The following is a 13,462-nucleotide window of genomic DNA, read 5'->3' on the forward strand; positions in this document are numbered from 1 at the left end:
ACCCGAAGACCGACTGGTGTGTCAAGCGAACAGGCACAGACGCGCAACCTCGGCGCCAACACGCCGAACGACGCGGAAAGGTTGTCCAACCGCTCGCTAGAAGTGACCAGGTACGAGTAGCTTGAGAGGCGATGACCGCACTATTGGCCGAACGCGCCGCCGACGTCGTGTCCGCAGCACAACAGTTGCTCACAAAGCGAATGGGTGCTCCGGTAAAGCTGAGTGATCCGATGGAGCTCAGCGGCAGTGGTAGGACGACAGTCCTACGCGTGCGTGTTGCGGAGAACGCATTTTCGTTGCCGCGCACGCTGATCGTGAAGCAGGTGCGCGGTTCCAGTCCCGACCGCCGCGCCGGTGGTCTAGCGCCCGGCGTCGCCAGCATCGACGCGGCATTCCTGCGCGAAGCGGTGTCCTACCAGTTCACCACCGCGCTGAGCCGCGAGCAGCGCCCCGGCGCCTTCCTGATCGCGCACAGCGTTCCCGACCGACTCCTGGTGCTGTCCGATCTCGGCGAGAACGCGTTGCTCACCTCCGTGTTGCAGGCTCGCGTGGAACCCGGCACCCGCAATTCGCTGATGGCGTTCGCGCAAGCGCTCGGCCGGATGCACGCCGCGACCGTGGGCCGCGAACCCGACTTCGTCGCCCTGATGCGCCGGGTCGATTCGAGGCATCGCGTCGACGGAATCGCACAGCAGGCCCACGCCGCCATCGCCGAGGTTCCCGGTCTGCTCGAGGCCGAATTCGGTATCGAGGTGCCCGGTGAGATCGCCGAACGCATCGTGCACGGCAATCGCCTGTTCACCGGTGGCCGCTACCGGGCGTTCAGCCCGTCGGATCTGTGCCCCGACAACGTGATCATGAACGAGGAAGGCGCGCGGTTCCTCGATTACGAGTGGGGCGGTTTCCGCGACGCCACACTCGACATCGCCTACGCGCTGGTGTCCTACCCCGGCTGCCTGTGCGATTTCGAACTCTCGCGCAGCCGCGCCAAGGAAATGGTCGAGGCGTGGCGTTCGGCCGTGGTCGGCGTCTGGCCGTCGCTGGCCGACGACACGGTCCTGGCCGAACGTATTCTCGAAGCCCGGCTGATCTGGGTCTGGCTGTCCACCTACTGGTTCCTGCCCGCCGACCACACCCGCATCGCCACCGCCCGCGAACACGGCCTGTCGATTCCGCGCTCGGAAGCCTTGATCAACCGCTGGTCCGCGCTCGCCGAGGACGCCAGGATGACCGGCGACGACGCCGTCGGTGACTTCGCCGAACAGGTCTCGGCGATGCTCGAAGAGCGCTGGTCGGAGTAGCGGCGCCGAGCGGGCTCCCATTTCCCGGCGCCACGAGGGTACCGTCGGCGAAGAGCTGAGAAGTTGGGAGCATCGTGCCGAAACCGGTCACCGTCACCGTCGTCCGCAAGCAGTGGTTGACCCCGCATCTGGTGCGGGTGGTCGGCACCGTGTCGGACGAATTCGAACCCAACGGGTTCACCGACGCCTACGTGAAGTTGATCTTCCCGGTACCCGGCGTCGAATATCCCGAGCCGCTCGATCTCGACGCGGTGCGCGCGACGCTCGGCCCCGAGAGCCAGCCTGTGCTGCGCACCTACACCGTGCGATCCTTCGATCCCGAGCGGCGCGAGATCGCCATCGACTTCGTGGTGCACGGCGACGAGGGCGTCGCGGGGCCATGGGCGCGGTCGGTGGAACCGGGCGCGCGGTTCTGGTTGAACGGCCCGGGCGGTGCGTTCGCACCCGACCCGACAGCCGACTGGTACCTGCTCGCGGGCGACGAATCCGCGCTGCCCGCCATCGCGGCCGCTCTGGAAGCGCTCCCCGCGGATGCGCCCGCTCTCGTGTTCGTCGAGGTGGGCGGTACCGAGGACGAGATCGCCCTCGCGTCGCCCGCTGACCTGCGCCTGCGCTGGGTGCATCGCGGTGTGTCGTCGGACCGGATCACCGACGACCTCGCGGGGCCGAACGCACCGCTGGTGGCCGCGGTGCGAGCGGCCGAGTGGTTGCCCGGACAGGTCCAGGCGTTCGTGCACGGCGAGGCCGAGTCCGTGATGCGTCAGCTACGGCCCTACCTGCGCAAGGAACGCGGTGTCGCGCCGAAATGGCTCTCGATCTCGGGGTACTGGCGGCGTGGTCGCACCGAGGAGGGCTTCCGTGAATGGAAGCGAGAGCTGGCGGCCGAGGGCGCCTGATCCGGGTCGTGGCTCGGCGGTCACCTTGTCGGTGCGGCGAGTTTGTATCGCAGATGGGCACGTTCGACCGCGTTGTCGGTGAGCAGCAGCGCCGACGTGTAGGCGGCGATCGCGTCGTCGGTGCGCCCGAGGTCAGCGAGGAAGGCGGCGCGCGGGGGAGTACGCGGCGTACCCGTACTCACCCGACGAGCGACACGTGCGCAATCGACAACCCTGTCCGAAGAATTCTGCGCCGATTTCCGCGGCGTCGGGTCGAACCCCGGTCAGAGCACCGGAGTCGACCGCGGTTCGAGCCGTCCGCCCGCCGGGACCGCGAAGGACGCGCCGTGTCGCACGCCGGTGGCCGGGTCGGTGACGTCGGCGACGTAGAACCAGTCCATCTGCGTCTGCGTCGCGGTGACCTCCAGCACGCCGAAGCCGTGTGAGTCCAGCTCGGTGTAACGCAAGTGGTGGTTGGCCGCTCTGATGGCTTCTTCGGCCGGTATCGACCCGGTACGAGGGGGCATTTTCAGCAGGTCGCCGACGCTCGAGGAGGTGACCGACGGGATCACGAATTCCGCGCCGACCGTCGGCCCGCCGGGGTAGTTCGCGGCGTTCACCGGCAGGTCGGCGGCCCAGGAGGTGTGGATGTCGCCGGTGAGGAACACGACGTTGCCCACCTCGTTGTCGGTGATCGTCTGGAACAGGGTGTTCCGGTCGGCGGTATAACCGTCCCACTGGTCGCCGTTGACGGTGATGCCGCCCTGGGGGATGCCCAGTGCCTCGGTGATCGCCTGGGTCGTGGCCGCGTCCAACGGCGGGAACACCAGCGGCGCGACCATCACCGAGTTGCCGATCAGCTTCCAGCGGGTGGGGGAGGAGGTGAGTCCCGCGGTGAGCCAATCCATCTGGGCGCGGCCGGTGATCGTGCGGGCCGGATCGTCGGCGTGGCGCCAACCCGCGCCCGGCCCGGCCTCCTCGTCGCGGTAGCTGCGCAGATCCAGCATCGACAGTTCCGCCAGCGTGCCGAAACGCAAGCGGCGGTAGATCTGTACCTGCCCGTCGGCGCGGGTCGCGCGCACCGGCATCCACTCGAGGTAGGCGCGGGCAGATGCCGCCTTGCGGTCGCCCCAGGGGCCATCGACGGCCGGGTCGTGGTTCTCCGCGCCGTCGCGCCAGGAGTTGTCGGCCGACTCGTGGTCGTCCCAGGTGCAGATGAACGGCACCGCGGCGTGCAGGGCCATCAGATCAGGGTCTGTCTTGTACTGGCCGTGGCGGGTGCGGTAGTCGGTGAGGCTGACGATCTCGTTGGCCGGATCGTGGGCACGGACCGCGCCGTTGCGGCCGGTGTACCTTCCTCGGCCGTACTCGTAGATGTAGTCGCCGAGGTGCACGATCGCGTCGAGATCGGTGCGTGCGGCCAGGTGCCGGTAGGAGCCGAACCAGCCCGCTTCCCAATTGGAGCAGGAGACCAGGCCCAGACGCAGCCGATCGACGTCGCTGTCGGGTGCGGGCGCGGTCCTGGTGCGCCCGACCGGGGAGGTCTCGCCGTGCGCGGTGAAGCGGTAGAAGTAGTCCTGACCCGGGGTGAGGCCGGTCGCGTCGACCTTGACGGTGTGATCGGAATCGGCAGTGGCCGTGACGGTGCCGGACGCGGCGAGCGTCCCGAAATCGTCGTCGGTGGCGATTTCCCAGCGCACCGCCGTCGCCTCGCCGATGCCGGAACCGGGCGTGGCGTCGTCGGCGACGGTCACCCTGGTCCAGAGGATGACCGCGCTCGGCAGCGGATCGCCGGACGCGACGCCGTGCCGGAAGACCGCGCCCGCGGCGTGTGCGGGCGCGACCGTGCTCAACACCGCGACCGCGGCCACCGCGGTGGAACCGGCGAACAGGGTGCGGCGGGCGAAGTGCCCGACCGGCGGGACGGTTACGGCGCTGTTGTTTTCGACCACGATCAGCGATCACAGTCCACGAATCGCTTCCGCGCAAGTCGACGCGAGGATTGTTGGTCAACTGTCCACTTTCACGGAAGGTACTGGTCGGTCTCAGGTGCTCGAGTCGGTGAGCTCCGCAGAACATGTCCGGGGGTCTCGGTACCCTGCACACCGTGAGCGACAGCCTTTTCGACGTGCCCGGCGAAGGTGCGTCCGCCGAACCCGGCGCCGACGCGGTGTTCCGCCGTGACTCGGGCGCCCCGCTCGCGGTTCGCATGCGCCCCGAGAACCTGGACGAGGTGATCGGTCAGGCGCATCTGCTCGGGCCAGGCTCCCCGCTACGCCGCCTCGTCGAAGGGTCGGGTGCGGCATCGGTGCTGCTCTACGGCCCGCCCGGCACCGGCAAGACCACACTGGCCTCGTTGCTCTCGCAGGCCACCGGCCGACGCTTCGAAGCGTTGTCGGCACTGTCGGCCGGCGTCAAGGAGGTTCGAGCGGTGATCGACCTCGCCCGGCGCCGACTCACCGCGGGCGAACAGACTGTGCTGTTCATCGATGAGATCCACCGGTTCTCCAAGACCCAGCAGGACGCGCTGCTGGCCGCCGTCGAGAACCGCGTGGTGCTGCTGGTCGGCGCGACCACCGAGAACCCGTCGTTCTCCGTCGTCTCGCCGCTGTTGTCGCGTTCGCTCGTGCTGCAACTGCAACCGCTCACCCCCGACGACATCCGAGCCGTGCTGGCCCGCGCGATCAGCGACCCGCGTGGTCTCGCCGACGCCTACACGGTGAGCGAGGAGGCGATCGAACACATCGTCCGGATCGCCGGTGGCGACGCCCGGCGCGCGCTCACCGCGTTGGAGGCGTCGGCCGAGTCCGCGAGCGAGGGTCGCGTCGACCTGGAAACGGTCGAGGCCACCGTCGACAAGGCCGCTGTTCGCTACGACCGCGCGGGCGACCAGCACTACGACGTGATCAGCGCCTTCATCAAGTCCATTCGCGGCTCCGATGTCGACGCGGCCGTGCACTATCTGGCACGTATGCTCGCCGCGGGCGAAGATCCCCGCTTCATCGCGCGTCGCCTGATGATCCACGCCAGCGAAGACATCGGCATGGCCGACCCGATGGCCCTGCAGACCGCCACCGCGGCCGCCCAGGTCGTCCAACTGGTCGGTCTGCCCGAATGCAAGCTCGCGCTGGCCCAAGCCACCATCCACCTCGCGACAGCCCCCAAATCCGGCGCGGTGACCACCGCCATCGGCACGGCCATGGCCGATGTCTCGCGCGGCAAGGCCGGCGCCGTTCCGCCCTACCTGCGCGACGGCCACTACGCGGGCGCCGCTCTGCTCGGCAACGCGCAGGGCTACAAGTTCCCGCACAAATACCGCGAGGGCGTGGTGCCCCAGCAGTACCCGCCCGACGAACTGGTCGGCACCGACTACTACCTGCCCACCGACCACGGCAACGAGCGTACGATCGGCCCGCGCCTGGAAAAACTGCGCCGCATCATTCGCGGAAAGTAGCTTTTCAACGCTCGGTTCTCGGCACGGCGCGTGGGTCGTCGATCCGGCGTGGCGCGGACCACCCCGGTCGATGAAAAACCACCCGCACCGGCCCGGTAGGCTGGGTATTTGTGCAGACCCACGAGATTCGACGACGGTTCCTGGACCATTTCGTCCGTGCCGGACACACCGAGGTCCCCAGTGCTTCGCTGATCCTGGCCGACCCCAACCTGTTGTTCGTCAACGCGGGCATGGTCCAGTTCAAGCCGTATTTCCTGGGTCAGGAGGCGCCGCCCTACACGCGCGCGACCAGCGTGCAGAAGTGCGTGCGCACCGGTGACATCGACGAGGTCGGCGTCACCACCCGGCACAACACGTTCTTCCAGATGGCGGGCAACTTCTCCTTCGGCGACTACTTCAAGGAAGGCGCCATCACCCTGGCCTGGGAGCTGATCTCCAAGCCCGCGGAGGAGGGCGGTTTCGGTTTCGACCCCGAACGGATCTGGGTCACCGCCTACGAGTCCGACCCGGAGGCCGCCGAGATCTGGCACCGCGTCGCCGGAATCCCGCACGAGCGCATCCAGTTCCGTGACGGCAAGGACAACTACTGGGACATGGGCGTGCCGGGCCCGGGTGGTCCGTGCTCGGAGATCTACTACGACCGCGGTCCCGCCTACGGCAAGGAAGGCGGCCCGGTCGCCGACGAGGACCGCTACCTCGAGATCTGGAACCTGGTGTTCATGCAGGACATCCGCGGTGAGCAGAGCCCCAAGCAGGGCTTCCCGCCGGTCGGGTCGTTGCCGCGCAAGAACATCGACACCGGTATGGGTGTCGAGCGTGTCGCCATGTTGCTCCAAGGCGTGGAGAACGTCTACGAGACCGACCTGCTGCGCCCGATCATCGACAAGGCAGAACAGCTCACCGGCCGCTCCTACGGTGTCGAACACGCCGACGACGTGCGCTTCCGCGTGATCGCCGACCATGTGCGCAGCTCGGCCATGCTCATCGCCGACGGCGTGAACCCCGGCAACGACGGCCGCGGCTACGTGCTGCGCCGCCTGCTGCGCCGCATCGTGCGCTCGGCTCGTCTGCTGGGCGCCGAGAAGCCGGTGATGGCCGAGCTGATGAATGTCGTCTCCGGACTGATGTCGCCGTCCTATCCGGAACTGGCCACCGACTTCTCGCGCATCGAAACCGTCGCGGTCGGCGAGGAAACGGCCTTCTTGAAGACCCTGAACACCGGCGAGACCCTGTTCGACAACGCCGCCACCGCGGTGAAGTCCAAGGGCGGCAAGCAGATCACCGGCTCCGATGCCTTCGCCCTGCACGACACCTACGGCTTCCCGATCGACCTCACCCTCGAAATGGCCGCCGAGGCAGGCCTTTCCGTGGACGAGGACGGCTTCCGCTCGCTCATGGCCGAGCAGCGCAAGCGCGCCAAGGACGACGCCCAGTCCCGCAAGCACGCCCATGCCGACCTCACCGTGTACAAGGAACTGGTCGACCGCGGCGCCACCGAGTTCACCGGTTTCGACGAGCTCATCTCCGAGGCCACCGTGCTGGCCCTGATCGCCGACGGTGTGCGGGTCCCGGTGGCCACGGCGGGCCACGACATCGAGGTCATCCTCGATCGCAGCCCGATGTACGCCGAGTCCGGCGGTCAGATCGCCGACCGCGGCACTATCACCGCGTCGGGGCTGAAGCTGCAGGTCAACGACGTGCAGAAGATCGCCAAGAAGGTCTGGGTCCACAAGGCCACGGTCGAGACGGGTCAGATCACCGAAGGCGATGTCGTGCTCGCCCAAGCGGATCCGGCCTGGCGTCGCGGCGCCACCCAGGGCCACTCCGGCACGCACATGGTGCATGCCGCGCTGCGCCAGATCCTCGGCCCCAACGCGGTGCAGGCCGGTTCGCTGAACAAGCCCGGCTACCTGCGGTTCGACTTCAACTGGCAGGGTGCGCTCTCGGAGCAGCAGAAGGCCGATATCGAAGCCGTCTCCAATGACGCCGTCGGCGCGGACTTCGCGGTGAACACCTTCGTCACCGATCTGCCCAAGGCCAAGGAAATGGGCGCGATGGCGCTGTTCGGCGAGAACTACGGCGACGAGGTGCGTGTCGTGGAGATCGGCGGCCCGTTCTCGATGGAGCTGTGCGGCGGCACCCACGTGGAGCATTCCTCGCAGATCGGCCCGATCACCCTGCTGGGTGAGTCCTCGGTGGGTTCCGGTGTGCGGCGCGTCGAGGCCTTCGTCGGCCTGGATTCCTACAAGTACCTGGCCAAGGAGCGTGCGCTGCTGGCCGGTGTCGCGTCCTCGCTGAAGGTGCCCTCCGAGGAGGTGCCCGGGCGGGTGGAGCAGCTCGTGGAACGGCTCAAGGTGGCAGAGAAGGAACTCGAGCGCACCAAGATCGCCGCGGTGCTGTCGTCGGCGGGCACCTTCGCCGAGCAGGCCGAGCGGGTCGGTGCGGTGCGTCTGGTAGCCGCCGCGGCGCCCGAGGGCGTGTCCGCCGGTGACCTCCGAACCCTGGCCACCGATATCCGTGGCCGTCTCGGCAGCGAGGCCGCGATCGTCGTGCTGCTCGGCAATGTCGACGGCAAGGCACCGTTCGTGGTGACGGTGAACAAGGCCGCCCAGGATCTCGGCGTCAAGTCGGGCGATCTCGTCGCGGCCTTCGGACCCAGTATCGCCGGCCGTGGTGGTGGCAAGCCGGAGATGGCGCAGGGCGCTGGATCGGATCCGTCGGGTATCCCGGCCGGTTTGACCGCGGTCCGCGCCCGGGTGGCCGAACTCGCCGGCTGATGACCACCCCTGGTTCGGCCAACGAAGAATCCGCCGACCGCCCCGACCCGGACACCGACCCGGGTCGGGGCCGCCGGATCGCGATCGATGTCGGTAGCGTGCGCATCGGTGTCGCCTCGAGTGACCCCGACGGCATCCTCGCCACCCCCGTCGAGACCGTCGCGCGCGCCAAGTCCGGTGGACGCGCGGGTGGTCCTCCCACCGATATCGCAAGAATTGCCGACATTGTGCGGGAATATGAAGCGGTGGAAGTGATCATCGGCCTGCCACGCACCTTGCGCGGCGAAAACGGCACAGCGGCTGCTCTGGCACGGAAGTTTGCCAAGCAGTTGCGTCGGGTGATCGACCCGATTCCGATACGCCTTTCCGACGAACGTTTGACTACGGTGTCTGCTGCACGTGCGCTGCGCGACAGTGGAGTTCGCGCACGTGGCCAGCGGCAGATGATCGACCAGGCGGCAGCCGTGTCGATCCTGCAAGGATGGTTGGACGAGCGGAGTTCGGTGTTGAAGGACTACTTGAAGGACTCAGCAGACACGGCGAGGGTCGGAGACGATGCATGACCGACCGATGGACCAGGGCCGAGGAACGCTACCGGGCACGGGAAGCGGATCGGCGCTACCCCCGCCGCGATGACTGGGGCCTGGACGCCCGCGCGGTACGCGAGGACGAGCCACAGCAGGCCGGACCCGCGGGGTGGGACGACGAAGACGGCACAGACGTCATCCCGCGCTACGAAGACGAGATCTACGACGAGTCGGGGCCCGAACCCGAGCCCGAACCGGAACAGACGGCCGCGCCGCGCCGCGTCGGGCAGCGTGCGGCGCAGTCCGGTCGCGCGGCAGCGGACCCCCGTGGCCGCGCTCGCCCTTCGGGCCGCGGCAAGCGGTCGCGGATCGCCTCACGCAAGGCGGCCGAGCGGAAACGGCGCCGTCGCACCATGTGGGCCGTCGCCGCGGTGTTCGTCGTGCTGTTCGTCTCGGCCGCGGGATTCGCCGGGTACAAACTGATGGGCAGCCTCAGCCCGGCCGAAGATTTCGCGGGCCCGCCCGGCGCCCCCGTGGTGGTCCAGGTGCACTCCGGTGACACCGCGACGCAGATCGCCACGGAAATGCACGAGAAGGGCGTGGTGGCCAGCTCCGAGGCCTTCTACGAAGCGGCCGTGCGCAATGCGGGGATGAACAGCGTCCAGCCCGGCTTCTACGCGATCGGGGCGAAGAGCCCGGCCGTCGACGCCGTCACTGCGCTGGTCGGCGGGAAGTCGCGGGTCGGGAACGTGACCATCTCCGAGGGGCGTCTGCTGCACGACAAGCACGACGCGACCACCGGTGGGCGCTACGACGGCATCTACCGCAAGATCGCCGAGGCCAGCTGTGTGGGCCCCGAGCGCAAGTGCGTGACCTACGAACAGCTCGACGCCGCGGGCGCGAGTCTGGACCTGGCCGCACTCGGCGTGCCCGCGTGGGCGGCGCAGGCGGTCAAGGAGTGTCCCGACCGGACACGTCAGCTGGAAGGCCTCATCGCGGCGGGGACGTGGGATTTCGATCCGAGCGGGACCCCGGAGCAGATCCTGCGTCAGATGGTGACCGCGAGCGTGCAGGCCTACGAAGCCACCGGTCTGCTCCAGTCGGGCGCCGACACGAAGCTCTCGCCGTACGAGACGCTGGTCGCGGCCTCGCTGGTCGAACGTGAGGCGCAACCGCAGGACATGGGCAAGGTGGCACGAGTGATCGTGAACCGGCTGCGAGTCGATCAGATGCTGCAGTTCGACTCCACGGTGAACTACGCACTCGACACCACGGAAGTGGCGACCACCGACGCCGATCGAGCCAGGGAAACCCCCTGGAACACCTACGCGATGAACGGCCTGCCCAAGACTCCGATCGCCGCTCCGTCGGTCGGCGCGTTGCGGGCCATGGAGAACCCGGAGCCGGGGGCGTGGTTGTACTTCGTCACCGTCGACAAGCAGGGCACGACCAAGTTCACCGACTCCTACTCCGAGCATCTGCGACTGGTGACCCAGGCGCAGCGCAGCGGCATCCTCGACAGCTCGCGACCCTACGGTGGCTGAGGTCCGCAAGGCGGCGGTGCTCGGCAAGCCGATCGAGCATTCGCGTTCGCCACAACTGCACCTGGCGGCCTACCGCGCGCTCGAATTGCCATGGAGCTACGAACGTATCGAGTGCTCCGCCGAGCAGTTGCCCGGCCTCGTCGCCGGGCTCGGGCCGGAATGGGTCGGGTTGTCGGTGACCATGCCGGGCAAGGAAGCGGCGCTGGCGGTGGCCCTCGAGCGCACCGAACGCGCGGTCCTGGTCGGCTCGGCCAACACGCTCGTGCGCACCGACGGCGGGTGGCGGGCGGACTGCACCGATGTCGACGGTGTCCTCGGTGCGCTGCGCGGTGGTGGCGTCTCGACGATCGAGGAGGCCGTCGTGCTCGGGGCAGGCGGCACGGCCCGGCCCGCGTTGCTGGCGCTGTCGGAACTCGGGGCGAAGACGGTGACGGTGATCGCCCGTGATGCCGGGCGGGCGCGCAGCGCGTTGGACTTGGCCGAGCGACTCGGTATGCGAGCCACGGTCGTACCACTCGATGCCCAGCAGGTGCGCGCGGCGTGCGCGTCGGCCGGTGCGGTGGTCAGTACCGTGCCCGCCGAGGCGGCCGCGGTGATCGCGGCGGCGGTAGCCGAGGCGCCGGTCGTGCTCGACGCCATCTACAACCCGTGGCCGACCCCGCTGGCAACAGCGGTCGAGGCGGCGGGTCACACGGTGGTCAGCGGACTGCAGATGTTGCTGAATCAGGCCTACGGGCAAGTCGAGTTGTTCACCGGGCAGCCCGCCCCGCGCGCCGCGATGGCGGCGGCGCTGGCGGAATCCTCGCCGCGACCGTGATCGGTAGTCCGTCGGCGATCGTTCGATCCACAGAATTGATACCGGTTCTAGTTTTATCCCGCTAAGGTGTTGTCCATGACCGCTTGGGTATTACGAGCCACCGTCCTCGGCGCGCTGGTCGTCGCCCTACGCGTCCTTCTCGGCCTCGCGATGGCCTCCTGGCCCACCTACGGCACCCTCTGGCGCGCGGCGTGCCTGCTCGCGATCATCGCGGTGGTCGCGGCCTGGGGTATGCGTGACGGTCGCGCGGGCGCCGACAACCTCATCGTCCGCTGGTTGGCCGCCGGTTTGGCCACCGGCCTCGCCAGCTCTGCGGTGTGCTGGGTCCTCGATCAGGCTCCCGGCATCGAACTCGGCGACGCGGGCCTGCTCTACGAACTGACCTCCGCGGCGTCGTTCATCTTCCTGCTCGTCTTCCTGCCGTCGATGGCAGGCGCGGCCCTCGGTCGTTCTCGGTCGCGACGTGCGAGCGAATCCACCGCTCCCGCAACGGAACCGGTACTCGTTGCCGCGAGGTGAGTCGGCCGAACCGCGGACGCTCCCCGGCGAGGCCGAAGAGCGTCCGCGCAGAGGTCGCCGATCTCAGAGCATGATCGGCGAGGCGCCAGGGGTCGCGTCGCGGGCGATCGCCGAATAGGCGGCGGCCAGCAGCGACGGGTCGGGACCTTCGAGACGACCGGGCTTGGCCAGGCCGTCCAGGATCACGAAACGCAAGACACCGGAACGGGTCTTCTTGTCGGTTTGCATGGCGTCGATCAGGTGGGGCAGGGCATCGCCGTCGTAGGTGACGGGCAGGCCGACGCTTTCCAGGATGGTGCGGTGCCGATCGGCGGTGGCGTCGTCGAGACGGCCTGCCAGGCGGCCGAGCTCGGCGGCGAAGACCAGGCCCACGGAGACCGCGGCGCCGTGACGCCAGCGGTAACGCTCACGGCGTTCCACGGCGTGGCCGAGAGTGTGGCCGTAGTTCAGGATCTCGCGCAGGCTCGATTCCTTGAGGTCGGCGGCGACCACATCGGCCTTGACCTGGATGGCGCGGCGGATCAGTTCGGGCAGCACATCGCCGGTGGGGTCGAGGGCGGCCTCGGGATCGGCTTCGATGAGGTCGAGAATCACCGGGTCGGCGATGAAGCCTGCTTTGATGATCTCGGCCATGCCGGCGACGATCTCGTTGCGCGGCACCGTTTCCAGAGTCACGAGGTCGACCAGCACGGCGCTGGGTTCGTGGAAGCTGCCGACGAGATTCTTACCGGCCTCGGTGTTGATGCCGGTCTTGCCGCCGACCGCCGCGTCGACCATGGCCAGCAGCGTCGTCGGCACGTGCACGATGCGCACGCCACGCATCCAGGTGGCGGCGACGAAGCCGGCCAGGTCGGTCGCCGCACCGCCGCCGAGGCTCACGATGGCGTCGTTGCGGGTCAGCCCGATTCGTCCGAGAACCTCCCAGCAGAACCCGGCAACGGCCAGTTCCTTGCCGTCCTCGGCGTCGGGGATCTCGATGCGGTGCGCGTCGATCCCGGTGTCGGCCAGTGCCTGACGCACCGCCTCCGCGGTTTCGGCCAGCGGCGGCTGATGGAAGATCGCCACGGTCCGCACGGCATTGCCCGCGTTGACCGACTCGACGAGGTCGCCGAGCAGCCCGCGGCCGATGATCACCGGGTACGGGTCGGCGGTGCGAACCTGAATGGTGGACGGCTCTGTCACGTGCGCTGCTCCGATTCTTTCTGGTCATTGTTATTGCGTCGACCGCTGCGCCGCCGCGGCTGCCCGCGTCGCCTGCGTTCGTTGGTATTCGTCGCGCGATCCGCGTCACCGGGTGGTTGTCCGGCGCGCTGAACCTGTTGTGATGCTGACCCGGTCCGGTTTTCCGTCGCGGGATCCGAGCTCGCTGGACCCGTGGGTCCGGCGAGCTCGCCACCCCGCCGGCCTGCCCGTGCCGGGGCGCCCGCCTCGCGACTGGCCGACCGCCTGCCTCGGCCGGCCCGACTGTTCGTCTGGCCGCTCGAGACCGCCTTGCGCCCACTTGCCCGACTGCCAGGGGCATTGCGGTTGCCCGCCCGGTCCGCGGCGGCGGCATCTCGGTTGTCCGACTGGTTCTCGGCGTTACCCGCACGGCCTTCCGTTCGCGAGCCCGCGAGCCCTTCCTGGTTCACGGACGCGACGCCCGACG

Annotated in this window: 11 protein-coding genes; 8 read left to right on the forward strand and 3 right to left on the reverse strand. The window is 68.7% G+C overall.

Annotated elements, in window-relative coordinates; translation table 11 throughout:
* Positions 1-131 precede the first annotated feature (131 nt).
* A complete protein-coding gene (locus ACFWUR_RS06780; RefSeq protein WP_378903027.1) occupies positions 132-1,301 on the forward strand; it encodes a phosphotransferase family protein in 1,170 nt (389 codons plus the stop codon).
* Positions 1,302-1,372: 71 nt separating this feature from the next.
* Positions 1,373-2,197, forward strand: a complete 825-nt coding sequence (locus tag ACFWUR_RS06785; protein ID WP_378903452.1) for a siderophore-interacting protein — start codon at positions 1,373-1,375, stop codon at positions 2,195-2,197.
* 20 nt (positions 2,198-2,217) lie between these two features.
* Here ACFWUR_RS06785 and ACFWUR_RS06790 read toward each other — a convergent pair whose 3' ends face one another.
* Both ACFWUR_RS06790 and ACFWUR_RS06795 read right to left on the reverse strand, forming a co-directional pair.
* Positions 2,218-2,379 (reverse strand): hypothetical protein, encoded by a 162-nt coding sequence (locus ACFWUR_RS06790; protein ID WP_378903030.1) that lies wholly within the window; start codon positions 2,377-2,379, stop codon positions 2,218-2,220.
* 81 nt (positions 2,380-2,460) lie between these two features.
* On the reverse strand, positions 2,461-4,128 hold the full coding sequence (locus tag ACFWUR_RS06795) for an alkaline phosphatase D family protein (protein ID WP_378903033.1): 1,668 nt from the start codon (positions 4,126-4,128) through the stop codon (positions 2,461-2,463).
* A gap of 125 nt (positions 4,129-4,253) precedes the next feature.
* Here ACFWUR_RS06795 and ACFWUR_RS06800 point away from each other — a divergent pair, with 125 nt between their 5' ends.
* The 6 genes from ACFWUR_RS06800 to ACFWUR_RS06825 all read left to right on the forward strand — a co-directional run bounded on the left by ACFWUR_RS06800 (position 4,254) and on the right by ACFWUR_RS06825 (position 11,814).
* Entirely contained in the window at positions 4,254-5,630 is a 1,377-nt protein-coding gene (locus ACFWUR_RS06800; protein ID WP_378903036.1) for a replication-associated recombination protein A, read from the forward strand.
* A gap of 110 nt (positions 5,631-5,740) precedes the next feature.
* Positions 5,741-8,407 carry an alanine--tRNA ligase gene (alaS, locus tag ACFWUR_RS06805; RefSeq protein WP_378903039.1) on the forward strand — a complete coding sequence of 889 codons (2,667 nt, stop codon included), beginning with the start codon at positions 5,741-5,743 and terminating at the stop codon, positions 8,405-8,407.
* Positions 8,407-8,970 carry a Holliday junction resolvase RuvX gene (ruvX, locus tag ACFWUR_RS06810; RefSeq protein WP_378903042.1) on the forward strand — a complete coding sequence of 188 codons (564 nt, stop codon included), beginning with the start codon at positions 8,407-8,409 and terminating at the stop codon, positions 8,968-8,970. The genes alaS and ruvX overlap by 1 nt, the downstream gene beginning before the upstream one ends.
* Positions 8,967-10,478: an endolytic transglycosylase MltG gene (mltG, locus tag ACFWUR_RS06815; protein ID WP_378903045.1), complete on the forward strand. Its 1,512-nt coding sequence runs from the start codon at positions 8,967-8,969 to the stop codon at positions 10,476-10,478. Before ruvX ends, mltG begins: the two co-directional genes overlap by 4 nt.
* Positions 10,471-11,295 (forward strand): shikimate dehydrogenase, encoded by an 825-nt coding sequence (locus ACFWUR_RS06820; RefSeq protein ID WP_378903048.1) that lies wholly within the window; start codon positions 10,471-10,473, stop codon positions 11,293-11,295. The genes mltG and ACFWUR_RS06820 overlap by 8 nt, the downstream gene beginning before the upstream one ends.
* Before the next feature lie 75 nt (positions 11,296-11,370).
* Positions 11,371-11,814, forward strand: coding sequence for a B-4DMT family transporter (locus tag ACFWUR_RS06825; protein WP_378903051.1), 444 nt, complete (start codon positions 11,371-11,373; stop codon positions 11,812-11,814).
* Positions 11,815-11,877: 63 nt separating this feature from the next.
* On the opposite strand, the gene aroB is transcribed toward ACFWUR_RS06825, so the two are convergent.
* On the reverse strand, positions 11,878-12,996 hold the full coding sequence (gene aroB, locus ACFWUR_RS06830; protein WP_378903054.1) for a 3-dehydroquinate synthase: 1,119 nt from the start codon (positions 12,994-12,996) through the stop codon (positions 11,878-11,880).
* Positions 12,997-13,462 lie beyond the last annotated feature (466 nt).

The organism is Nocardia sp. NPDC058633 (genome assembly GCF_042717045.1).
GTDB lineage: Bacteria > Actinomycetota > Actinomycetes > Mycobacteriales > Mycobacteriaceae > Nocardia.

What these genes read in the sequence shown, in the direction of transcription:
- ACFWUR_RS06780 (WP_378903027.1), top strand. Translation starts at nt 132, where the DNA reads ATGACCGCACTATTGGCCGAACGCGCCGCCGACGTCGTGTCCGCAGCA.
- ACFWUR_RS06800 (WP_378903036.1), top strand. Translation starts at nt 4,254, where the DNA reads ATGTCCGGGGGTCTCGGTACCCTGCACACCGTGAGCGACAGCCTTTTC.
- ruvX (WP_378903042.1), top strand. Translation starts at nt 8,407, where the DNA reads ATGACCACCCCTGGTTCGGCCAACGAAGAATCCGCCGACCGCCCCGAC.
- mltG (WP_378903045.1), top strand. Translation starts at nt 8,967, where the DNA reads ATGACCGACCGATGGACCAGGGCCGAGGAACGCTACCGGGCACGGGAA.
- ACFWUR_RS06825 (WP_378903051.1), top strand. Translation starts at nt 11,371, where the DNA reads ATGACCGCTTGGGTATTACGAGCCACCGTCCTCGGCGCGCTGGTCGTC.